The organism is Vibrio sp. Vb0667 (genome assembly GCF_033391095.1).
In genome coordinates, this window is record NZ_JAWPOL010000025.1 from 1 (window position 1) to 22601 (window position 22601).

The window sequence follows — 22601 nt, forward strand, 5'->3', positions numbered from 1 at the left end:
TTCTTTTAGTTGTTGATTTCATAACACTCTCCAATTTTGGGGGGTGGAAAGTGTCAACCTTATTTAGGACGGCACAGGTACAACAAAAAAAGCAGCGATTTCTCGCTGCTTTTTACTATCACGAACAGTGTCGTTATACGTCTAGGTTCGCTACTTTCAGTGCGTTCTCTTCGATGAAGTTACGACGAGGTTCTACTTGGTCACCCATTAGCGTAGTGAACAGTTGATCTGCACCTACCGCATCTTCAATCGTTACCTGCATCATACGACGAGTTTCTGGGTCCATGGTGGTTTCCCAAAGTTGGTCTGGGTTCATCTCACCTAGACCTTTGTAGCGCTGACGGCTTAAGCCACGCATTGACTCTTTCACTAACCAGTCAAGCGCTTCTGCAAAGTTTGCCACTGGCATAGTACGCTCACCACGTTTGATGTACGCGCCTTCTTCCAGAAGTCCATCAAGTGCTTCTGATAGATCAGCCAACTTGCCGTACTCTTTCGAGTTTAGGAAGTCGATGCTAATTGCATGTTCGTGCGTCACGCCGTGAGTACGAACCACAATCTTAGGCAAGTTTAAGCCTAGCTCTTCGTGCTGCTCAACTTCGTAGCTGTACTGGCTTGCACCCACTTCTTTCGCATTCAGCTGTTCAATAAGCTGCTTCGTCCAAGCTTCCACAACTGATGCGTCATGGCATTGCTCTGGCGTTAGGCGAGGAGTGTAAATCAACTCGTTTACCAAAGCACTTGGGTAGCGACGGCTCATACGTTCCGCCAGTTTAATACCCGCATTGTACTGTTGAACAAGCTTCTCTAGTGCTTCACCAGCCAGTGCAGGTGCTTCTGCGTTTACGTGTAGCGATGCATTATCCAGAGCTAATGATACTTGGTATTGGTTCATCGCTTCTTCATCTTTGATGTACTGCTCTTGTTTGCCTTTTTTCACTTTGTATAGTGGTGGCTGAGCGATGTACACGTAACCACGCTCGATAAGCTCTGGCATTTGACGGTAGAAGAAGGTCAACAGTAGCGTACGGATGTGCGAACCATCGACATCGGCATCGGTCATGATGATGATGTTGTGGTAACGAAGCTTGTCCGGGTTGTACTCGTCACGACCGATACCACAACCTAGTGCGGTGATCAGTGTTGCTACTTCTTGAGAAGATAGCATCTTGTCGAAACGTGCTTTTTCTACGTTAAGAATCTTACCTTTTAGCGGTAGGATTGCTTGGTTCTTACGGTTACGGCCTTGTTTTGCGGAGCCGCCTGCCGAATCACCCTCCACTATGTATAGTTCAGAGAGTGCCGGATCTTTTTCCTGACAGTCTGCAAGTTTACCTGGAAGGCCAGCTAGGTCTAGCGCACCTTTACGGCGCGTCATTTCACGAGCTTTACGCGCTGCTTCACGAGCACGTGCTGCATCGATGATTTTCGAACAAACCATCTTCGCTTCTGTCGGGTTCTCAATCAGGAACTCAGACAGTTTTTCACCCATTGCAGACTCAACAGCTGATTTCACTTCAGAAGAAACCAGTTTGTCTTTTGTTTGGCTTGAGAACTTAGGATCAGGCACTTTCACCGAAACAACCGCAGTTAGACCTTCACGCGCATCGTCGCCTGAAGTCGCTGTTTTCGCTTTCTTCGAGAAACCTTCTTTATCCATAAAGCTGTTCAATGTACGTGTTAGCGCAGCACGGAAACCAGCAAGGTGAGTACCACCATCACGCTGTGGGATATTGTTGGTAAAGCAGAAGATGTTCTCTTGGAAACCATCGTTCCATTGCATCGCCACTTCAACTGAAATGCCGTCTTCACGCTCAGAATTAAAGTGGAAGATTTTTTCGATGATTGGCGTTTTGTTGGTGTTTAGGTGATCAACGAACGCTTGAATACCACCTTCATACATGAAGTGATCATGTTTGTCTGCTTCACGTTCATCAACCAATTTGATCGACACACCAGAGTTCAGGAATGACAGTTCACGCAGGCGCTTCGCCAGAATGTCATAGTGGAACTCTGTGTTAGAGAACGTCTCGGCACTTGGCCAGAAACGAATTTGTGTACCGGTTTTATCCGTATCACCCACAACGGCTAGTGGCGCTTGAGGCTCACCATGGCGGTAGGTTTGCGTATGGATATGGCCACCACGATGAATCGTTAGCTCAACTTTCTCTGATAGTGCGTTTACTACTGAAACACCTACCCCGTGAAGACCACCCGATACTTTGTATGAGTTATCGTCGAACTTACCACCCGCGTGAAGAACCGTCATGATTACTTCTGCTGCAGAGACATTTTCCTCTGAGTGGATTTCTGTTGGAATGCCACGACCATCATCGCTAACGGAAACCGAGTTATCCTCATGAATTGTCACAACGATGTCTTTACAGTGACCTGCCAACGCTTCATCAATTGAGTTATCCACCACCTCGAAAACCATGTGGTGAAGGCCGGTGCCGTCGTCCGTATCGCCGATGTACATTCCTGGACGCTTACGTACCGCATCCAGACCCTTCAGTACCTTAATACTCGATGAATCGTAATTTTCAGACATGAGTTTCTCTCTTCTAGTTTGACTCTATCCTGCCATGTTCCACATGAAACAATTTACCGTTATCGTCCAACATATCGGCGATTTGGCTTTCAGTGATAGAGCTTACAAATACTTGTGCGCCCGTCTCTTTTAAGCAGTCAGCAAGACGCTTGCGACGTTGGCTATCTAATTCCGACGCGAAGTCATCAATTAGGTAAATGCATTGTTTACCGGCCATCTCTGTCAGGTGTTGCCCTTGCGCTACACGCAATGCACACACCATGAGTTTTAATTGACCGCGTGACAGAACATCTTCAACGGGCGTTCCGTTCACTTTAATGCGCAAATCAGCTTTGTTTGGGCCACTAAAGGTGTATCCCAATGCCTGATCACGCTCAAAATTCTTTTCTAGTATCTCGTGGTATGGAGTGTCTTTATCCCAGCCACGATAATACTTCAATTGGATCTCAAATTCTGGCAAAAATGTCTGACAGATAGTTTCTGCGACAGTTTTCATCTGCTCGATGTAACTTGCTCGCCATTGGCTGATGTTTTCAGCCAATCCTGCCATTTCCTGATCCCAATAACTGAGCTCACGATAACTATTGGCGGTTTTCAACAACGCGTTGCGCTGCTTGTTCAGGCGCTTGAACCTTCCCCATGCTTGATAAAAAGCGGGCTCGGTATGAAACACGCCCCAATCAATAAACGCACGACGATGTTTAGGGCCATCTGTCAGTAAATCAAACCCTTCTGGGTGTATCAACTGCAGAGGCAGAACTTGTGCCAACTGCGCTAATTTTTGTCCAGATTGACCGCCTATTTTAACCTCTGTTGAGCCATCACGCTGCTTATTAATGCCGATAGGTAGCTCAAATTGATCCGAGTTCAAAAAACGACCATGAACAAACAGTTCGTCACACTCATTTTGTATCACTCGTCCGGTGAGAGAGCTCTTGAATGAGCGGCCATGCCCGAGCAGATAAACCGCTTCTAAGACACTGGTTTTACCGCTGCCGTTCGGCCCGATAAGAAAGTTAAAGCCTGCTGATAACTCAATATCACAGGCTTTAATGTTTCGAAACTGCTGAATGATGAGACGAGAAAGAGGCATTCAGTTGGCTTATAGACGAATTGGCATCACCACGTACATGGCACTGTCATCGTCGGCATTTTCAATCAATGCGCTAGCGTTAGCATCCGACATCGACACACGTACATTTTCACAACGCAACGTGTTCAGAACATCAAGCACATAGCTTACGTTAAAGCCGATTTCGATGGCGTCACCTTCAAAGGTTACATCAAGCATCTCTTCCGCTTCTTCTTGCTCTGGGTTATTCGCGGTTATGCGCATTTCAGTATCAGCCAGATTCACACGCACGCCACGGAATTTTTCGTTGGAAAGAATCGCAGCACGAGAGAAGGCTTGGCGCAACTCGTCACAACTTGCTATTAGTGTCTTATTGGTGCTCTGAGGCAATACACGGCGGTAGTCAGGGAAACGACCATCAACCAACTTAGAGGTAAAAGTAAAGTTATTCACCTCAGCACGAACATTGGAGCTACCGATCTGAAGTACTACAGGCTGCTCTGGCGCATCCATCAACTTTACTAATTCTTGCACACCTTTGCGTGGCACGATGATTTGCTTCTGCGCAAAGTCTGCACCTAGCTGAGTTTGCGATACCGCCATACGGTGGCCGTCCGTCGCCACGCTGCGTAACGTGGTGCCGTCAATTTCAAACAACATGCCGTTGAGGTAGTAACGAACGTCTTGATTCGCCATCGAGAACTGAGTTTTGTCGATCAGCGTACGTAGATCGGCTTGGCTCAGTGATACTTCCACTTCGCTTTGCCAGTCTTCAATATTAGGGAAATCGTTCGCAGGAAGCGTTGCCAACGAGAAACGGCTGCGACCAGAGCGAACTTGTACGCGATCACCTTCTAATACAAATGTGATGATCGCATCGTCCGGTAAACCACGGCAGATATCGAGAAACTTACGCGAAGGAACGGTAATGCTGCCCGCTTCAAAATCACCTTCTAGCGTCACTTTGCTTACTAACTCTACTTCAAGATCGGTTGCCGTCATCGACAATACGTTCTCTTCTACTTTAAGAAGTAGGTTACCCAGGATTGGCAGAGTTGGTCGGCCACCTAAAGCGCCCGAAACCTGCTGTAGCGGTTTGATTAAATGACTACGTTCAATGGTAAATTTCATGCTTGGCTCTTTACGCTGTCAGCTCAATAAATGATTTGCTTAGAATACCGTTATTCTAACCGATTACGAAGACAGGGTGCGAATCAAGTTAGAGTAATCTTCTTTAATGTCGTGGCTCTCTTCACGCAGCTGCTCAATCTTGCGACAAGCATGAAGTACGGTCGTATGATCGCGGCCACCAAACGCATCGCCAATTTCAGGCAAGCTATGGTTGGTTAGTTCTTTTGCTAACGCCATAGCCAGCTGACGAGGACGCGCTACAGAACGAGAACGACGCTTAGACAGCAAGTCCGCTACTTTAATCTTGTAGTATTCCGCCACGGTCTTTTGAATGTTATCGATCGTCACCAGCTTCTCTTGTAGAGCAAGCAGATCGCGCAGCGCTTCACGAACAAAATCAATCGTAATTGGACGACCAGTAAAGTTCGCGTTCGCGATAACACGGTTCAGTGCACCTTCGAGCTCACGAACGTTCGAACGCAGACGCTTTGCAATGAAGAATGCCACTTCATCAGCAAGGTGGATTTGGTGATCTTCGGCTTTTTTCATCAAGATCGCCACACGCGTTTCAAGCTCAGGCGGCTCGATCGCAACAGTAAGCCCCCAACCAAAGCGAGATTTAAGACGATCTTCAACGCCATTAATTTCTTTAGGATAACGGTCAGACGTTAGAATGATCTGCTGATTACCTTCCAATAGTGCGTTGAAGGTATGGAAGAATTCTTCTTGTGAACGTTCTTTATTAGCAAAGAATTGGATGTCATCGATAAGGAGCGCATCCACGCTGCGGTAGTAGCGTTTGAATTCTTCAATCGCATTGTTTTGCAGCGCTTTTACCATGTCTTGCACAAAACGCTCTGAGTGCATGTAGACCACTTTTGCGTTCGGGTTGTTATCCACAATCGCGTTGCCCACCGCATGCAACAAGTGCGTTTTACCCAAGCCCGTGCCGCCGTATAGGAATAGCGGGTTGTATGCTGCACCAGGATTATCCGATACCTGACGCGCCGCAGCCAAACCCAATTGGTTCGACTTACCTTCAACAAAGTTGTCGAACTTGTGTTTTGGGTTCATGTTTGAGCGGTGATTGATAGCCGCAATCGCTTGAGCGTCGTCATCCCAGGTTTTGTGTACTGGCTTACGCGCTTGTAATTGTGCAGGTGCAGATGACTCGGCAGCCACATCTGCAGGCGTACGTGTCGGCGCTGGTTTTGGAGCAGAGACAGGTCGGCTCCCCACTTCAAAGCGTAAGTTAGGAATATCGCCACCGCAGTATTCCTGCAGTAAGCGAGTAATATTGTTCAGATACTTATCACGCACCCAGTCCAACACAAAGCGGTTTGGCGCGAATAGAGTGAGAGTATTGTCATTGAGCTCCGCTTGTAGCGGACGAACCCACATGCTGAATTCTGTAGCTGGTAGCTCTTCTTGAAGCTGCTGCAAACATTGCAGCCAAAGCGAAGATGACACGGTGCCCCCACTGAGTAATTGAATTATCGGAAAAGACTGGCAATTTTACCTGTTGATAACCAAGATCGCCAGCGATTGATCGACGATCCAGTGAATAAGATCCAAGTTATTCACAATTATTTCTGCAAACTTGATGAGATCAACACACCTTGCCCCAAATTTGCCCACACAACGATCCACAATTGGGCAAAGTTCACAAGATCGAGCGATTGGTGATAAGTCTGTGTATTATTTTATTCCCAATGCTGATTTTGTCGATCATTTCGCTAGGTTCAGTTCGCATTTTCGTCACATTTAACATTCTTCTTCTATTATCTAATAACTCACAGGTCTAGGTTATTGCTCTTGGTTATTTATTTAATTGAGCTAACTAACAGTAGTATTTCCAACCATAAAATTATGGAGATGTATTATGAAAAACTGGATTAAGGTTGCCGTTGCAGCCATTGCACTGTCGGCAGCAACCGTACAAGCCGCTACTGAAGTCAAAGTTGGTATGTCAGGTCGCTACTTCCCGTTTACTTTTGTAAAGCAAGACAAGCTACAAGGCTTTGAAGTCGACATGTGGGATGAAATCGGTAAACGTAACGATTACAAAATCGAATACGTAACAGCCAACTTCTCTGGTTTATTTGGTCTTTTAGAAACTGGTCGTATCGATACGATCTCCAACCAAATCACCATGACTGATGAGCGTAAAGCTAAATACCTATTTGCTGACCCTTACGTTGTAGATGGCGCACAAATTACCGTGCGTAAAGGCAACGACAGCATCAAAGGTGTTGACGATCTTGCGGGCAAAACCGTTGCGGTGAACCTAGGCTCTAACTTTGAGCAACTGCTGCGTCAATACGACAAAGACGGCAAGATCAACATTAAAACGTACGACACAGGTATCGAACATGACGTGGCGCTCGGTCGTGCAGACGCGTTTGTAATGGATCGTCTTTCTGCGTTAGAGCTGATTAAGAAAACTGGCCTTCCTCTGGAATTGGCAGGCGAACCGTTTGAGACCATTCAAAACGCATGGCCTTTCGTTGACAACGAGAAAGGTCGTAAGCTGCAAGAAGAAGTAAACAAAGCACTGGCTGAGATGCGCGCAGATGGTACAGTAGAGAAAATTTCCGTGAAGTGGTTTGGCGCTGACATCACGAAATAAGAACTCTTTGTACTTTAGGCCGCAAAGTGGTATCACTCTCGGACTAAAATAAACTTACGTAAAGGTGGAACTTGTTTTCCACCTTTTCTTTTCTCTAGCCTTTAGGTAAGCCGTATGGGATTTGACTTTAATTACATGTTGGAACTGCTGCCGATATTGCTGAAATATCTTGGCACAACCATGGAAATGGCGACATGGGGATTGGTGTTTTCGCTGATTTTATCCGTCATTTTAGCCAATATTCGCGTATTTAAACTGCCAGTTCTGGATCAATTAAGCCAACTGTACATCAGCTTCTTCCGTGGCACCCCACTGTTGGTTCAGCTTTTCCTGCTTTATTACGGCTTACCGCAAATTTTTCCATTGATGGTCGGTATCGACGCCTTTTCAGCAGCGGTTATCGGTTTAACGCTGCACTTTGCCGCTTATATGGCGGAAAGTATTCGTGCCGCCATTATTGGCATTGATCGCAGCCAAATGGAAGCGAGCTTATCGGTCGGTATGACGACATCCCAAGCAATGCGCCGAGTGATTTTACCTCAAGCAACGCGTGTCGCACTGCCTTCATTGATGAACTATTTCATCGATATGATCAAGTCAACGTCTCTTGCTTTCACGCTTGGTGTGGCCGAAATCATGGCGAAAGCACAGATGGAAGCCTCATCAAGTTTCCGTTTCTTTGAAGCTTTCCTTGCGGTTGCTCTTATTTACTGGGGCGTGGTGGTAATTCTGACTCGCGTACAAATCTGGGCAGAAGCAAAACTGAATAAGGCGTACGTACGATGATTAAGTTAGAAAATATTCACAAACGTTTTGGTGAGACTGAAGTGCTGAAAGGCATCGACCTCGATATTAAGCAAGGTGAGATCATCGTGATTATCGGCTCAAGTGGTACGGGTAAATCAACCTTGCTGCGTACGGTGAACTTTCTAGAACAAGCAGATGAAGGTCGTATCACGATAGATGACATCTCCGTTGATACTCAAAAACACACTAAAGCCGAAGTATTAGCGCTGCGTCGTCGAACTGGCTTTGTGTTCCAAAACTATGCCCTGTTTGCCCATATGAATGCGCGCCAGAACATTGCCGAAGGTCTAGTGACCGTTCGAGGTTGGAAAAAAGCCGATGCTCTCAAACGAGCGCAACAAATTCTGGATGACATCGGCCTTGGGGATAAAGGCGATAGTTATCCAGCGGCATTATCTGGCGGCCAACAACAACGCGTGGGTATCGGCCGAGCGATGGCGCTGCAACCAGAACTGCTGTTGTTTGACGAACCAACTTCTGCGCTGGATCCTGAATGGGTCGGTGAAGTTCTCTCATTAATGAAGAAGTTAGCTAATCAGCATCAAACCATGCTGGTGGTGACGCACGAGATGCAATTCGCGAAAGAAGTCGCTGATAGAGTGATCTTCATGGCGGAAGGCAATATCGTTGAGCAAGGTTCTCCACAGGATATCTTCGATAATCCACAAGATCCTCGTTTGAAAAAATTCCTTAACCAAGTAGGAATAGAGTAACGATCAAGCATCAGGATCGATTGATCCTTGAGATTTTACTCACACTACGTATAATCGCCCGGCCGGAATTTCGTACTCATTGAGTCATTGACACATTATGTGAGTGTGATTACAATTCCGCCTCTTTGTTGAGAGGCGTCGGTTGTCCTTCTCTATATAAAGAGCTTCTTTATATAAGAAAGCAAATACCCACGCCGGGTTTAACAAGAACCTAAAACTACTGATCAGTAAAGGTAATTATCATGAAACGCACTTTTCAACCTACAGTTCTAAAGCGCAAGCGTACTCACGGCTTCCGTGCTCGCATGGCAACTAAGAACGGTCGTAAAGTTATCAACGCACGTCGTGCAAAAGGCCGTGCGCGCCTATCAAAATAATCGCTAGTTTATTTTGAACACGTACGCGTTTAATCGGGAGTTACGTTTGTTAACTCCCGAGCATTATCAAAACGTCTTCCAGCAAGCTCATCGAGCTGGCTCGCCTCATTTCACCATCATTGCTCGCAATAACAAACTTTCTCACCCACGATTAGGTTTAGCGGTTCCCAAAAAGCAAATCAAAACGGCTGTCGGTCGTAACCGATTTAAGCGTTTGGCTCGTGAAAGCTTTCGTAACAATCAACATCAGCTTCCAAACAAAGATTTTGTTGTGATTGCAAAGAAAAGCGCGCAAGATTTAAGCAATGAGGAAATTTTTAAGTTGTTTGATAAGCTATGGCAACGCCTGTCTCGCCCTTCACGTGGATAGCCATTGGGCTCGTTTATCTGTATCGCTGGTTTATCAGCCCTTTGATTGGTCCTCGTTGCCGGTTCACACCAACCTGTTCCACTTACGCGCTAGAAGCTTTGAGAGCTCACGGTTTTGTAAAAGGATGTTGGTTATCAGGCAAACGTCTATTAAAATGCCACCCTTTGAATGAAGGGGGGTATGACCCCGTTCCACCAGTCCAAAAACAAGACAGAGATAACTAACGATGGATTCTCAACGTAATATCCTGCTCATCGGTTTGGCCCTGGTTTCTTTTTTGCTGTTTCAACAATGGCAAGTTGCAAAGAATCCAGAACCTCAAGCAGTTGAACAGGCTCAATCAAGCAGCACTCTACCTGCACCATCTTTTGCTGATGAACTTGACCCAGTTCCTGGTCAACAGCAAGCTTCTGCAAAAACTATCACAGTAACGACTGATGTTTTAACTCTGTCGATCGACACCGTTGGTGGCGATGTGGTACATGCCAACCTTAACGAATACTCTGCTGAGTTAGATTCATCAGATTCCTTTGTTCTGCTTAAAGACGCTCAAGGTCACCAATTTATCGCTCAAAGCGGTCTAGTGGGTCCTCAAGGTATCGACTTGAGCAGCACAAATCGCCCTCACTACAACGTAAGTGCAGACAGCTTCACAATGGCTGACGGTCAAGATGAACTTCGCGTTCCGATGACATTCACTGCAAACGGCATCGAATACACCAAAACTTACATCTTTAAACGCGGCAGCTACGCGCTTAATGTTGAATACGATGTAGTGAACAACTCAGGCAACAACGCAACATTTGGTATGTACGCTCACCTACGTCAAAACCTAATGGACGATGGTGGTAGCATCACAATGCCTACTTACCGTGGTGGCGCATACTCAACAGAAGATACGCGTTATAAGAAGTACAGCTTTGATGATATGCAGGATCGCAACCTGTCTCTTAACCTAGCCGATGGCCAAGGTTGGGCAGCAATGATTCAGCACTACTTTGCCGCAGCTTGGATCCCACGTAACGAACCAGGTACTAACCTATACACTCGTGTAATTGGCAACCTAGGCGACATCGGCGTTCGTATGCCGAACAAAACTATCGCAACAGGCGATCAGGCTAAGTTTGAAGCAACACTTTGGGTTGGTCCAAAACTGCAAGATGAAATGGCAGAAGTGGCACCTAACCTAGACCTAGTAGTGGACTACGGCTGGTTATGGTTCATTGCGAAGCCTCTTCATATGTTGCTTTCATTCATCCAGAGCTTTGTTGGCAACTGGGGTGTGGCAATCATCTGTCTGACCTTCATCGTTCGTGGTGCAATGTACCCACTAACAAAAGCGCAATACACGTCTATGGCGAAAATGCGTATGCTTCAGCCTAAGCTGCAAGCTATGCGTGAGCGCATCGGTGATGACCGTCAGCGCATGAGCCAAGAAATGATGGAACTGTACAAGAAAGAGAAAGTGAACCCACTAGGTGGTTGTTTACCTCTTATCCTACAGATGCCTATCTTCATCGCGCTTTACTGGGCACTAATGGAATCGGTTGAGCTACGTCACTCTCCATTCTTCGGTTGGATTCATGACCTTTCAGCGCAGGACCCTTACTACATCCTGCCTCTACTGATGGGTGCGTCAATGTTCCTAATCCAGAAGATGAGCCCGACAACGGTAACGGATCCAATGCAGCAGAAGATCATGACCTTTATGCCGGTTATGTTTACCTTCTTCTTCTTGTTCTTCCCATCAGGTCTCGTTCTGTACTGGTTGGTGTCGAACATCGTAACGCTTATCCAGCAAACTCTGATCTACAAAGGATTAGAGAAAAAAGGCTTACACAGCAAGTAACCTTTTAGGAAATGATTGAGAAAGGCGGCCAAAAGGTCGCCTTTTTGTTTTTGGCTGATTACAATTCAGCTAATTAATTGTGATGGCTCCCTAGGTATCTTCCCTATAGCCCAGCTCAAAAGGCAAAATTATGACTACAGATACGATTGTCGCTCAAGCGACCGCGCCTGGTCGTGGCGGTGTCGGTATTATTCGAGTTTCTGGCCCTAAAGCCAACCAAGTGGCGTTAGAGGTCACTGGCAAAACACTAAAGCCCCGCTACGCAGAGTACCTGCCGTTTAAGTCAGAAGATGGCACTGTGCTTGATCAGGGCATCGCACTGTACTTCCCTAACCCACACTCATTTACAGGTGAAGACGTACTTGAGCTGCAAGGCCATGGCGGCCCTATCGTGATGGATATGCTGATAAAACGCATTCTAGGTATAGATGGTATTCGAGCTGCTCGTCCTGGTGAGTTCTCTGAGCGCGCGTTTCTGAACGATAAACTCGACCTCGCTCAAGCCGAAGCGATTGCAGACCTCATTGATGCCAGTTCTGAAGAAGCCGCAAAATCAGCGCTGCAATCCTTACAGGGCGCATTTTCAGGCCGCATTAATACCTTAGTTGAGTCGCTGATTCATTTGCGTATCTATGTTGAAGCAGCCATCGACTTCCCTGAAGAAGAGATCGACTTTTTGGCCGACGGTAAAGTGGCTGGTGACCTACAAGCCATCATCGACAACCTAGATGCGGTGCGCAAAGAAGCTAACCAAGGCGCTATTATGCGTGAAGGGATGAAAGTCGTGATTGCGGGTCGCCCAAATGCGGGCAAATCAAGCCTACTGAACGCGCTATCGGGTAAAGAATCTGCAATCGTAACCGACATCGCAGGAACCACGCGTGATGTACTGCGTGAGCATATCCATATTGATGGCATGCCTCTGCACATCATCGATACTGCAGGTTTGCGTGATGCTTCCGATGAAGTAGAGAAAATCGGTATCGAACGCGCGTGGGATGAAATAGCCCAAGCAGACCGCGTGTTGTTCATGGTGGATGGCACGACAACCGATGCCACCGATCCGAAAGATATCTGGCCAGATTTTGTGGATCGCCTACCAGACAACATTGGCATAACGGTGATCCGTAATAAAGCGGATCAAACGGGTGAAGATATGGGGATCTGCCACGTCAATAACCCTACCCTTATCCGTTTGTCAGCGAAGACTGGTGCAGGGGTTGAAGCTCTGCGCGATCATCTCAAGGAGTGTATGGGCTTCTCTGGCAACAGTGAAGGTGGGTTTATGGCTCGTCGTCGTCATCTCGATGCATTAGAGCGTGCCGCACAGCACCTTCAAATAGGCCAGGAGCAGCTTGAAGGCTATATGGCAGGTGAAATATTGGCTGAAGAGCTACGCATCACCCAACAACATCTCAATGAGATTACCGGTGAGTTCAGTTCTGACGACTTACTGGGACGAATCTTCTCTTCATTCTGTATCGGGAAGTAAATAATCGAACGCGCGGTGCTGAGCTTAACTCACACCGCGTTTCTTTTTGTACGGCAAGCCATCCATGAGCTTTAGCCGTCGCATTCAATAAGGAAGAAGTATGATCCACATTATTACAGGCAGCACGTTAGGTGGCGCAGAATACGTAGGGGATCACCTGAGTGATCTACTCAACGAGAATGGATTTGAAACAACGATCCACAACCAGCCTTCCCTCAGTGATATCGAAAATCAAGGTACGTGGTTGGTGATCACCTCTACACATGGAGCTGGTGAGTATCCTGATAATATCCAACCTTTTATCGCAGCATTACAAAATACACCGCCAAAAATGACTGATGTAAAATTTGCGGTGATTGCGATTGGTGACTCTAGCTACGATACGTTCTGTGCCGCTGGTCAACACGCTTATGATTTATTAGAGGATATTGGTGCAACCCCTCTCGCAGATTGCTTTAAAATCGATGTACTGAGCCATGATGTGCCAGAAGACGCCGCAGAGATGTGGTTAAAAGAGAATATCGAACGTTTTTAAACTCACGACTTTCCCTTCAACAGAGTCGAAATTCGGCTCTGTTTTCTCCCATGTGAATAACTCCCACCAAATTATTTTGTTTAACCGCTCAAAAACCAACCAAACAGACTGTGGATAACTACAATAAGATCCAGTGATTTTCCTTTAGTTATCCCAATAACAACTTTGATCAATTTTATCCCCTGTGCATAACTGCCACTTTTGATCCCAGGTAATCCTCGATCTGATCCAATCATGATCACAAGATATGATCCAAAGAAGATCCATGATCTTGTTGATCATTTTTAGGTTATCCACAGAAACGGTCGATCCTAATAGTAGATCTAATAAAAGATCATATATATAGATCTTATATATATTTATCTTGAAGCTTAAAACGGATAAAACGAGAAAACGTTTTTCTCTCTGGCATAAAGCAGGTAAAATACGGCTCCTTTATCTGTCCATTAAATCCCTTTGAATACCTGAGGTCAGTTCATGCTTTATCACGAAAACTTTGACGTCATTGTTGTCGGTGGCGGACACGCAGGAACGGAAGCCGCGCTCGCATCTGCACGCACAGGACAAAAAACGCTTCTCCTTACCCATAACATCGATACATTAGGCCAGATGTCTTGTAATCCGGCGATCGGTGGTATTGGTAAAGGTCACTTAGTAAAAGAAGTAGATGCTATGGGCGGTTTGATGGCTGAAGCCATCGACCATGCAGGTATTCAGTTTCGTACACTAAATGCCTCCAAAGGTCCTGCAGTACGAGCAACTCGAGCTCAAGCCGATCGCGCTCTGTACAAAGCGTACGTTCGTAATGCATTAGAAAATGCGCCTAACTTAACGTTGTTCCAGCAGTCAGTTGATGATCTGATTGTTGAACAAGATCGCGCAGTTGGTGTGGTAACTCAAATGGGACTTCGCTTTCATGCGAAAGCCGTTGTGCTAACCGTGGGTACCTTCCTTGGTGGTAAGATCCACATAGGTATGGAAAGCTCGTCTGGTGGTCGTGCCGGGGATCCACCATCGATCGCATTAGCGGATCGACTGCGTGAACTGCCGTTCCGTGTGGATCGTTTAAAAACAGGTACTCCACCGCGCATTGATGCTCGTACTGTTGATTTTTCAGTGCTAGAAGCTCAGCACGGTGATAACCCAACGCCTGTATTCTCGTTCATGGGCAAACGTGAACAGCATCCGCGTCAGATTCCATGTTTCATCACCCACACCAATGAACAAACTCACGATGTGATCCGCAGTAACTTGGATCGCAGTCCAATGTACGCAGGTGTGATTGAAGGTATTGGTCCTCGTTACTGTCCGTCTATTGAAGACAAAGTGATGCGTTTCGCTGACAAAAACAGCCACCAAATCTTCATTGAGCCAGAAGGCCTAACCACGCACGAGTTATACCCTAATGGTATCTCGACCAGCTTGCCATTTGATGTGCAAGTACAAATCGTGCGCTCAATGAAAGGGTTTGAAAATGCACACATCGTTCGCCCAGGTTATGCGATTGAATATGATTTCTTCGATCCACGTGATTTGAAGCAAACGTACGAGACGAAGTTCATCCATGGTTTGTTCTTTGCTGGCCAGATTAATGGTACGACTGGCTACGAAGAAGCCGCAGCGCAAGGCTTGATGGCGGGCCTAAACGCAAGCTTGTTTAGCCAAGACAAAGAAGGCTGGAGCCCACGTCGTGACCAAGCTTACATGGGCGTGTTGATTGATGACTTATCGACCATGGGTACCAAAGAGCCGTACCGCATGTTCACTTCTCGTGCGGAATACCGCCTGCTACTTCGTGAAGATAACGCCGATTTACGTTTAACGGAAAAAGCGCGCGAGCTAGGCTTGATTGATGATGTTCGTTGGGCTCGCTTTAACGAGAAAATCAACAATATGGAAACGGAGCGTCAGCGTTTGAAAGCAACGTGGATGAATCCGAAATCAGAGGGTGTTGATGAGCTGAACAAGCTGCTGAAAACCCCAATGGCCCGTGAAGCGAGTGGTGAGGATCTTCTGCGTCGTCCAGAGATCACTTATTCGCAACTGACGCAACTTGAAGCGTTTGCTCCTGCACTTGAAGATCAGCAAGCGGCTGAGCAAGTTGAAATTCAAGTGAAATACGATGGTTACATCAAGCGTCAGCAGGAAGAGATCGAAAAATCACTGCGTCACGAAAATACCAAGTTACCTGCTGATTTGGATTACCGCGATGTAAAAGGTTTATCAAACGAAGTCGTTGCTAAACTGAGCGAGGCCAAACCAGAGAGCATCGGTATTGCATCACGCATTTCTGGTATTACGCCTGCTGCAATTTCTATTCTACTTGTTCACTTGAAAAAGCATGGTTTGCTGAAGAAAGGTGAGGAAGAATAATGAGCGCATTGCGAACAAAGCTGGATTCACTGATCGCGAAAACCGACTTGGAAGTGTCAGAACAGCAACGAGAGCAGTTAGTTGGTTATGTCGAACTGCTCGATAAATGGAACAAAGCGTACAATTTAACATCGGTACGTGATCCGCTTGATATGTTAGTGAAACATATTCTTGATAGTATCGTTGTAAGCGCACACCTGCCCGGTGAGCGCTTCATTGATGTTGGTACTGGTCCGGGGTTGCCGGGCATCCCTTTGGCAATCATGAACCCTGAGAAAACCTTCTTTTTGCTCGACAGTCTTGGCAAACGCATTCGTTTTATCAAGCAAGTCGTGCACACATTAGGGCTGAAAAACGTGACACCAATTCAAAGTCGCGTCGAAGAATTCCAACCTGAAGAAAAATTTGATGGCGTTTTGAGTCGAGCTTTTGCTTCAATGACAGACATGGTGGAATGGTGCCACCATTTGCCGAAACAAGAGCACGGGGTGTTTCTAGCGCTGAAAGGACAGCACCCTAAAGATGAAATGGATCAGCTTCCTGAATGGTGCAGTGTGACAGAGATCATATCTTTGGCTGTTCCTGAGTTGGAAGGTGATCGTCATCTAGTAATCTTATCGCGCAAGGAAAATTAGCGAGGTAATCGTGGGTAAAATTGTAGCAATCGCCAACCAGAAAGGTGGGGTCGGCAAAACAACAACGTGCATTAACTTAGCGGCTTCGATGGCGGCAACAAAGCGCAAGGTTTTGGTGATCGATCTCGACCCGCAAGGCAATGCTACGATGGCCAGTGGCGTGGATAAGTATATGGTCGACGCCACCGCATACGATCTTTTGGTCGAAGATACACCGTTCGATCAAGTCGTTTGTACCCAAACAACAGGGAAGTATGATTTGATCGCGGCGAACGGAGACGTCACCGCGGCAGAAATCAAATTGATGGAAGTTTTCGCTCGTGAAGTGCGTCTAAAAAATGCATTGTCGTCAGTTCGCGATAACTATGATTTCATCTTTATTGATTGTCCTCCTTCTCTAAACCTTCTTACAATCAATGCGATGGCGGCAGCTGACTCTGTGCTGGTGCCGATGCAATGTGAATACTTTGCGTTAGAAGGTTTAACTGCTCTTATGGATACAATCAGCAAGTTAGCGGCTGTCGTGAATGAAAACCTCAAAATCGAAGGTTTATTGCGTACCATGTACGACCCACGCAACCGCTTATCGAATGAAGTATCCGATCAACTTAAAAAACACTTTGGGAATAAAGTTTACCGTACTGTCATTCCGCGTAATGTTCGTTTGGCTGAAGCACCAAGTCACGGTAAGCCTGCAATGTACTACGATAAGTACTCCGCAGGTGCCAAAGCGTATCTTGCTCTAGCGGGCGAAATGCTCCGCCGCGAAGAAATCCCAGTTTAACTCTAACCTAAGGAATTCAATCCCATGTCTAAGCGTGGTCTCGGAAAAGGACTGGATGCGTTATTGTCGACCAGTTCGTTTGCTCGTGAAAAACAGCATATTGCATCGCATAGCCAAGAATTATCGGCAGACGGTGAGTTAACCGATTTAGCGATTGGTCAATTGCAGCCGGGCGTATACCAACCGCGTAAAGATATGGCGCCTGAAGCGCTAGAAGAACTAGCGGCTTCGATTCAATCACAAGGCATTATTCAACCAATCGTGGTTCGCCAGGTCGAAAATGGTCAGTTTGAGATCATCGCAGGTGAGCGCCGCTGGCGTGCTGCAAGGCAGGCGGGTTTAAAACGCGTGCCGTGTTTGGTGAAAAAAGTTGAAGATCGTGCCGCCATCGCCATGGCGTTGATTGAAAACATTCAACGTGAAGACTTGAATGTGATTGAGGAAGCCCAAGCGCTTGAGCGTCTACAAGATGAATTCACGCTGACACATCAGCAAGTGGCCGATGTGATTGGTAAATCAAGAACGACGGTGAGTAACCTATTACGTCTGAATCAGTTGGAAGTTGATGTAAAAGGTCTGGTTGCAGATAAAAAATTGGAAATGGGTCATGCTCGAGCTCTGTTAGCGTTAGAAGGCGAACAGCAAGTCGAAGTAGCTCAACAAGTGGCTAAGAAGCAAATGACTGTTCGCCAAACCGAACAGTTAGTAAAAAAGTGCTTAGCCCCACAAAATGAGCAAAAAGGGCAACAAGAGGATACCGAAGCCGAGCAAATGTCGCATAAATTGAGTCAGCTGCTTGATGCAAAAGTTTCTCTTACCCGTTCTGCAAACGGAAAAGCGAAATTGACGATAAGTCTTGATGAGCCTCACAAATTGGACCAACTAATTGCCAAGCTTGAGGCCTAGATGAGATAATTGATTTAGGTCAATTAATCTAATTAATCGAATTTTGTGCGAAAGTTGTCGTTTTGTAAACAAAACTGTAAGTTTTTGATGCAATCGAATTGCTTTACGTTGAACTGAACGTATAATTTTCGCCAATTTCCCAGCACAGAGAGTTAAGTGCGAAGTGGATATTACTAGAGGTACGAATACATGGTAGCTGCGTTAGCTAGACCAGGACGAGAGCTCGCAAGGCAATTGTTAATGATCCAGTCTGGCGCGGTTATTTTTGTGGCAGCAGGAATGGCGGTAGCCATAAATCCTGACTGGGGATTTTCAGCGCTGATTGGCGGAGGCATTTTTGTTGTTGCCAATGCAGTATTCGCGCTGTGTGCTTTCATGTTTAGTGGAGCTCGCGCTGCCAAGCGCATCGCTGCTTCCTTCTATACGGGTGAAGTACTGAAAATTCTCATCACGGTTGCACTGTTCTATGTTGCCTACATGTATATGCAGGTGGAACTTGTTCCCCTCAAACTAACCTATTTGCTGGTACTAGGTATTAATATCTGTGCACCAGTGCTATTCATTAACAACAAAAAATAGGATGAGTTATGGCTGCGCCAGGTGAAGCGCTAACATCGTCCGGTTACATTGCCCACCACCTTTCTAACCTATCGCTATACAAGTTGGGTTTAGTAGGGTCGGAGACAAGTTTCTGGAACGTACATATCGATAGCCTGTTTTTTTCTTGGTTTACTGGTTTAATTTTCCTCGGAATTTTTTACAAAGTAGCAAAGAGAACAACAGCGGGTGTACCGGGTAAGCTTCAGTGTGCTGTAGAAATGATCGTTGAATTTGTCGCCGATAACGTCAAAGACACGTTCCATGGACGCAACCCACTGATCGCGCCTTTAGCACTGACTATCTTTTGTTGGGTATTTTTGATGAACGTGATGGACTTAGTTCCTATCGACTTCTTACCATACCCAGCAGAGCATTGGCTAGGTATTCCTTACCTTAAGGTTGTACCGTCTGCTGATGTGAATATCACCATGGCTATGGCTCTAGGCGTTTTTGCATTGATGATTTACTACAGCATCAAAGTAAAAGGTCTAGGTGGATTCGCAAAAGAACTTGCACTACATCCATTCAATCACCCACTGATGATTCCGTTTAACCTACTAATTGAAGTGGTATCGCTATTAGCGAAACCTCTATCACTTGGTATGCGTCTATTCGGTAACATGTTCGCGGGTGAGGTTGTATTCATTCTTTGTGCGGCAATGCTACCATGGTACTTACAATGGATGGGTTCACTACCGTGGGCAATCTTCCATATCTTGGTTATTACGATTCAAGCCTTCGTATTCATGATGTTGACAATTGTTTACCTGTCAATGGCACACGAAGATCCTGATCATTAATTTTTTTAAAGCTTTTTATTTGGGCACTAAGCCAACAACTATAAATTGGAGATAGTAATGGAAACTTTACTGAGCTTTTCTGCAATCGCCGTAGGTATTATCGTCGGTCTTGCTTCTCTTGGTACAGCGATTGGTTTCGCACTGCTAGGTGGTAAATTCCTAGAAGGTGCTGCACGTCAACCAGAAATGGCTCCTATGCTACAAGTTAAGATGTTCATCATCGCGGGTCTACTTGATGCGGTTCCAATGATCGGTATCGTAATCGCGCTACTATTCACTTTCGCAAACCCATTCGTTGGTCAACTAGGTTAATCACCTTTAACTCGGGACGGGCGATTATCGCTTGTCACTGATTAACACTAAGTCCAAATAGAGGGGTAGCTGTTGTGAACATAAACGCAACTCTGCTAGGTCAAGCAATCTCGTTCGCACTATTTGTGTGGTTCTGCATGAAGTATGTATGGCCACCATTGATGCAAGCGATCGAAGAGCGTCAGAAGAAAATTGCTGATGGTCTTCAAGCAGCAGAACGTGCTGCGAAAGACTTGGATCTAGCACAAGCCAACGCTTCTGATCAATTGAAAGAAGCGAAGCGCACAGCAACTGAGATCATCGAACAAGCGAACAAACGTAAGTCTCAAATTCTTGATGAAGCTCGCGAGGAAGCTCAGGCAGAACGCCAGAAAATCCTAGCGCAAGCAGAAGCAGAACTTGAAGCTGAACGCAATCGTGCACGCGATGAGCTGCGCAAACAAGTTGCTACTCTGGCTGTAGCTGGTGCTGAGAAAATCCTTGAGCGTTCTATCGATAAAGATGCGCAAAAAGATATTCTCGACAACATTACTGCAAAACTTTAAGTCTGGGGGCGCATATGTCTGATTTGACTACTATCGCACGCCCCTATGCTAAAGCAGCCTTCGACTTTGCTTTAGAGAAAGACCAGTTGGACCAATGGGGCCAAATGTTATCTTTTGCTGCTGAAGTGGCCAAAAACGAACAAATGAACGAACTACTAACGGGTTCGGTTTCTGCTGACAAAATGGCAGAAATTTTTGTTGCAGTTTGCGGCGAACAAGTTGATGCGCACGGTCAAAACCTTTTGAAGGTAATGGCTGAGAATGGTCGTTTAGCGGCCCTTCCTGATGTTTGCACGGAGTTTTTTACTCTGAAAAAAGAACATGAGAAAGAAATTGATGTTGAAGTAATTTCAGCAACAGAGCTTTCTGATGAACAACTTGCAAACATTGGCAGCAAACTTGAAAAGCGTCTTGAACGCAAAGTGAAGCTGAATTGCAGTGTAGATGAGACCCTACTTGGTGGGGTTATTATTCGAGCCGGAGACCTAGTCATCGATGACTCAGCGCGTGGTCGTTTGAACCGCCTGAGCGATGCATTGCAGTCTTAATGGGGATTGGAGCATGCAACTTAATTCCACGGAAATTAGCGATCTGATCAAACAACGTATCGAATCTTTCGAAGTTGTTAGTGAAGCTCGCAACGAGGGTACTATCGTATCGGTAAGCGATGGTATCATCCGCATCCACGGCCTAGCGGACGTGATGCAAGGTGAAATGATTGAATTACCGGGTGGCCGTTATGCACTGGCACTTAACCTTGAGCGTGACTCGGTTGGTGCGGTTGTAATGGGCCCATATGCTGACCTTAAGGAAGGCATGAAAGTTACAGGTACTGGCCGCATTCTTGAAGTGCCAGTTGGTCCAGAACTACTAGGCCGCGTAGTAAACACGCTGGGTGAGCCTATCGATGGTAAAGGTCCAATCGAAGCGAAAATGACTTCACCTGTAGAAGTGATCGCACCAGGTGTAATCGACCGTAAATCGGTAGACCAACCTGTGCAAACTGGTTATAAGTCAGTTGACTCTATGATCCCAATCGGTCGTGGTCAGCGTGAGCTTATCATCGGTGACCGTCAGATTGGTAAAACAGCACTGGCGATCGACGCGATCATCAACCAGAAAGACTCTGGTATTTTCTCTATCTACGTAGCAATCGGTCAGAAAGCATCGACTATCGCTAACGTTGTTCGCAAACTAGAAGAGCACGGCGCACTACAAAACACTATCGTTGTAGTTGCATCAGCTTCTGAATCTGCAGCGCTTCAATACCTAGCGCCTTACGCAGGTTGTGCGATGGGTGAATACTTCCGCGATCGCGGTGAAGACGCACTGATTGTTTACGATGATCTATCTAAGCAAGCGGTAGCTTACCGTCAGATCTCTCTACTACTTAAACGTCCACCAGGCCGTGAGGCATTCCCAGGTGACGTATTCTACTTACACTCGCGTCTACTAGAGCGTGCAGCTCGTGTAAACGAAGAGTACGTAGAGCGTTTCACTAACGGTGAAGTGAAAGGTAAGACTGGTTCTTTGACTGCTCTTCCTATCATCGAAACTCAAGCAGGTGACGTTTCAGCATTCGTACCGACTAACGTAATCTCGATTACCGATGGTCAGATCTTCCTACAAACTGAGCTATTCAACGCTGGTGTTCGTCCTGCTGTTGACCCAGGTATCTCAGTATCTCGTGTAGGTGGTTCAGCTCAGACGAAAATCATCAAGAAACTATCAGGTGGTATCCGTACAGCACTAGCTGCATACCGTGAACTAGCGGCATTTGCTCAGTTCTCTTCTGACCTTGATGACGCAACGAAGAAACAGCTAGACCATGGTCAAAAAGTTACAGAACTAATGAAGCAGAAGCAGTACGCTCCAATGTCTGTATTTGACCAAGCTCTAACTATCTTCGCGGCAGAGCGCGGTTACCTTGATGATGTAGAACTTAACAAAGTTCTAGATTTCGAGGCGGCTCTACTATCGTACGCTCGCGGTCAATACGCTGAACTAGCAGCTGAGATCGACAAGTCTGGCGCTTACAACGATGAAATCGAAGCTCAGTTGAAGAAACTGACTGACGACTTCAAAGCAACCCAAACTTGGTAATTAGGTCGGTGGCAGTT

At 46.2% G+C, this 22601-nt stretch carries 23 protein-coding genes; 19 read left to right on the top strand and 4 right to left on the bottom strand.

What is annotated here, in order from left to right:
• Positions 1-133: 133 nt before the first annotated feature.
• From gyrB to dnaA, 4 genes are all read right to left on the bottom strand, one after another.
• Positions 134-2551 carry a DNA topoisomerase (ATP-hydrolyzing) subunit B gene (gene gyrB, locus R8269_RS18175; protein WP_005378841.1) on the bottom strand — a complete coding sequence of 806 codons (2418 nt, stop codon included), beginning with the start codon at positions 2549-2551 and terminating at the stop codon, positions 134-136.
• A 13-nt stretch (positions 2552-2564) separates the two neighbouring features.
• Positions 2565-3644 (bottom strand): DNA replication/repair protein RecF, encoded by a 1080-nt coding sequence (gene recF / locus R8269_RS18180; protein WP_005378839.1) that lies wholly within the window; start codon positions 3642-3644, stop codon positions 2565-2567.
• A gap of 9 nt (positions 3645-3653) precedes the next feature.
• Positions 3654-4754, bottom strand: a complete 1101-nt coding sequence (gene dnaN / locus R8269_RS18185; RefSeq protein ID WP_005394106.1) for a DNA polymerase III subunit beta — start codon at positions 4752-4754, stop codon at positions 3654-3656.
• Between the two features lie 63 nt (positions 4755-4817).
• Positions 4818-6224, bottom strand: a complete 1407-nt coding sequence (gene dnaA, locus R8269_RS18190) for a chromosomal replication initiator protein DnaA (protein ID WP_005378835.1) — start codon at positions 6222-6224, stop codon at positions 4818-4820.
• 412 nt (positions 6225-6636) lie between these two features.
• Here dnaA and R8269_RS18195 point away from each other — a divergent pair, with 412 nt between their 5' ends.
• From R8269_RS18195 to atpA, 19 genes are all read left to right on the top strand, one after another.
• Positions 6637-7383, top strand: coding sequence for an amino acid ABC transporter substrate-binding protein (locus R8269_RS18195; protein ID WP_005378831.1), 747 nt, complete (start codon positions 6637-6639; stop codon positions 7381-7383).
• A 114-nt stretch (positions 7384-7497) separates the two neighbouring features.
• Entirely contained in the window at positions 7498-8169 is a 672-nt protein-coding gene (locus tag R8269_RS18200; protein WP_005378829.1) for an amino acid ABC transporter permease, read from the top strand.
• The gene (locus R8269_RS18205) at positions 8166-8903 is read left to right on the top strand and encodes an amino acid ABC transporter ATP-binding protein (protein ID WP_005378827.1); all 738 of its coding nucleotides are present in this window, start codon (positions 8166-8168) and stop codon (positions 8901-8903) included. Before R8269_RS18200 ends, R8269_RS18205 begins: the two co-directional genes overlap by 4 nt.
• A gap of 242 nt (positions 8904-9145) precedes the next feature.
• Entirely contained in the window at positions 9146-9280 is a 135-nt protein-coding gene (gene rpmH / locus R8269_RS18210; RefSeq protein ID WP_005378825.1) for a 50S ribosomal protein L34, read from the top strand.
• A 46-nt stretch (positions 9281-9326) separates the two neighbouring features.
• Positions 9327-9650 (top strand): ribonuclease P protein component, encoded by a 324-nt coding sequence (rnpA, locus tag R8269_RS18215; RefSeq protein ID WP_005394102.1) that lies wholly within the window; start codon positions 9327-9329, stop codon positions 9648-9650.
• Complete coding sequence (yidD, locus tag R8269_RS18220; RefSeq protein WP_005378822.1) at positions 9617-9874, top strand: membrane protein insertion efficiency factor YidD; 258 nt, start codon at positions 9617-9619, stop codon at positions 9872-9874. The genes rnpA and yidD overlap by 34 nt, the downstream gene beginning before the upstream one ends.
• A gap of 2 nt (positions 9875-9876) precedes the next feature.
• Positions 9877-11499, top strand: coding sequence for a membrane protein insertase YidC (gene yidC, locus R8269_RS18225; RefSeq protein WP_005383834.1), 1623 nt, complete (start codon positions 9877-9879; stop codon positions 11497-11499).
• Positions 11500-11629: 130 nt separating this feature from the next.
• Complete coding sequence (gene mnmE, locus R8269_RS18230) at positions 11630-12991, top strand: tRNA uridine-5-carboxymethylaminomethyl(34) synthesis GTPase MnmE (protein ID WP_318222607.1); 1362 nt, start codon at positions 11630-11632, stop codon at positions 12989-12991.
• 100 nt (positions 12992-13091) lie between these two features.
• The gene (gene mioC, locus R8269_RS18235; RefSeq protein ID WP_005378900.1) at positions 13092-13526 is read left to right on the top strand and encodes an FMN-binding protein MioC; all 435 of its coding nucleotides are present in this window, start codon (positions 13092-13094) and stop codon (positions 13524-13526) included.
• Positions 13527-14003: 477 nt separating this feature from the next.
• Positions 14004-15899, top strand: a complete 1896-nt coding sequence (mnmG, locus tag R8269_RS18240; RefSeq protein WP_005378901.1) for a tRNA uridine-5-carboxymethylaminomethyl(34) synthesis enzyme MnmG — start codon at positions 14004-14006, stop codon at positions 15897-15899.
• Complete coding sequence (rsmG, locus tag R8269_RS18245) at positions 15899-16534, top strand: 16S rRNA (guanine(527)-N(7))-methyltransferase RsmG (RefSeq protein WP_005378902.1); 636 nt, start codon at positions 15899-15901, stop codon at positions 16532-16534. The genes mnmG and rsmG overlap by 1 nt, the downstream gene beginning before the upstream one ends.
• Before the next feature lie 10 nt (positions 16535-16544).
• Positions 16545-17318 carry a ParA family protein gene (locus R8269_RS18250; RefSeq protein WP_005383838.1) on the top strand — a complete coding sequence of 258 codons (774 nt, stop codon included), beginning with the start codon at positions 16545-16547 and terminating at the stop codon, positions 17316-17318.
• A gap of 24 nt (positions 17319-17342) precedes the next feature.
• Positions 17343-18224 carry a ParB/RepB/Spo0J family partition protein gene (locus tag R8269_RS18255; RefSeq protein ID WP_005383840.1) on the top strand — a complete coding sequence of 294 codons (882 nt, stop codon included), beginning with the start codon at positions 17343-17345 and terminating at the stop codon, positions 18222-18224.
• A 189-nt stretch (positions 18225-18413) separates the two neighbouring features.
• Positions 18414-18803 (top strand): F0F1 ATP synthase subunit I, encoded by a 390-nt coding sequence (locus R8269_RS18260; protein WP_005378921.1) that lies wholly within the window; start codon positions 18414-18416, stop codon positions 18801-18803.
• An 8-nt stretch (positions 18804-18811) separates the two neighbouring features.
• Positions 18812-19624, top strand: a complete 813-nt coding sequence (gene atpB, locus R8269_RS18265) for a F0F1 ATP synthase subunit A (RefSeq protein ID WP_005378922.1) — start codon at positions 18812-18814, stop codon at positions 19622-19624.
• Between the two features lie 57 nt (positions 19625-19681).
• Positions 19682-19936 carry a F0F1 ATP synthase subunit C gene (gene atpE, locus R8269_RS18270; protein WP_002540812.1) on the top strand — a complete coding sequence of 85 codons (255 nt, stop codon included), beginning with the start codon at positions 19682-19684 and terminating at the stop codon, positions 19934-19936.
• 74 nt (positions 19937-20010) lie between these two features.
• Entirely contained in the window at positions 20011-20481 is a 471-nt protein-coding gene (atpF, locus tag R8269_RS18275; protein ID WP_005378929.1) for a F0F1 ATP synthase subunit B, read from the top strand.
• Between the two features lie 14 nt (positions 20482-20495).
• Entirely contained in the window at positions 20496-21029 is a 534-nt protein-coding gene (atpH, locus tag R8269_RS18280; RefSeq protein WP_017635596.1) for a F0F1 ATP synthase subunit delta, read from the top strand.
• A gap of 13 nt (positions 21030-21042) precedes the next feature.
• Positions 21043-22584 (top strand): F0F1 ATP synthase subunit alpha, encoded by a 1542-nt coding sequence (gene atpA / locus R8269_RS18285; RefSeq protein WP_005378931.1) that lies wholly within the window; start codon positions 21043-21045, stop codon positions 22582-22584.
• The last annotated feature ends 17 nt before the right edge of the window (positions 22585-22601 follow it).

Bases quoted from the DNA above. Each gene is read 5' to 3' on its own strand.
- gyrB (WP_005378841.1), bottom strand. From the start codon at position 2,551: ATGTCTGAAAATTACGATTCATCGAGTATTAAGGTACTGAAGGGTCTG.
- recF (WP_005378839.1), bottom strand. From the start codon at position 3,644: ATGCCTCTTTCTCGTCTCATCATTCAGCAGTTTCGAAACATTAAAGCC.
- dnaN (WP_005394106.1), bottom strand. From the start codon at position 4,754: ATGAAATTTACCATTGAACGTAGTCATTTAATCAAACCGCTACAGCAG.
- R8269_RS18195 (WP_005378831.1), top strand. From the start codon at position 6,637: ATGAAAAACTGGATTAAGGTTGCCGTTGCAGCCATTGCACTGTCGGCA.
- R8269_RS18200 (WP_005378829.1), top strand. From the start codon at position 7,498: ATGGGATTTGACTTTAATTACATGTTGGAACTGCTGCCGATATTGCTG.
- R8269_RS18205 (WP_005378827.1), top strand. From the start codon at position 8,166: ATGATTAAGTTAGAAAATATTCACAAACGTTTTGGTGAGACTGAAGTG.
- rpmH (WP_005378825.1), top strand. From the start codon at position 9,146: ATGAAACGCACTTTTCAACCTACAGTTCTAAAGCGCAAGCGTACTCAC.
- yidD (WP_005378822.1), top strand. From the start codon at position 9,617: ATGGCAACGCCTGTCTCGCCCTTCACGTGGATAGCCATTGGGCTCGTT.
- yidC (WP_005383834.1), top strand. From the start codon at position 9,877: ATGGATTCTCAACGTAATATCCTGCTCATCGGTTTGGCCCTGGTTTCT.
- mnmE (WP_318222607.1), top strand. From the start codon at position 11,630: ATGACTACAGATACGATTGTCGCTCAAGCGACCGCGCCTGGTCGTGGC.
- mioC (WP_005378900.1), top strand. From the start codon at position 13,092: ATGATCCACATTATTACAGGCAGCACGTTAGGTGGCGCAGAATACGTA.
- mnmG (WP_005378901.1), top strand. From the start codon at position 14,004: ATGCTTTATCACGAAAACTTTGACGTCATTGTTGTCGGTGGCGGACAC.
- rsmG (WP_005378902.1), top strand. From the start codon at position 15,899: ATGAGCGCATTGCGAACAAAGCTGGATTCACTGATCGCGAAAACCGAC.
- R8269_RS18255 (WP_005383840.1), top strand. From the start codon at position 17,343: ATGTCTAAGCGTGGTCTCGGAAAAGGACTGGATGCGTTATTGTCGACC.
- R8269_RS18260 (WP_005378921.1), top strand. From the start codon at position 18,414: ATGGTAGCTGCGTTAGCTAGACCAGGACGAGAGCTCGCAAGGCAATTG.
- atpB (WP_005378922.1), top strand. From the start codon at position 18,812: ATGGCTGCGCCAGGTGAAGCGCTAACATCGTCCGGTTACATTGCCCAC.
- atpE (WP_002540812.1), top strand. From the start codon at position 19,682: ATGGAAACTTTACTGAGCTTTTCTGCAATCGCCGTAGGTATTATCGTC.
- atpH (WP_017635596.1), top strand. From the start codon at position 20,496: ATGTCTGATTTGACTACTATCGCACGCCCCTATGCTAAAGCAGCCTTC.
- atpA (WP_005378931.1), top strand. From the start codon at position 21,043: ATGCAACTTAATTCCACGGAAATTAGCGATCTGATCAAACAACGTATC.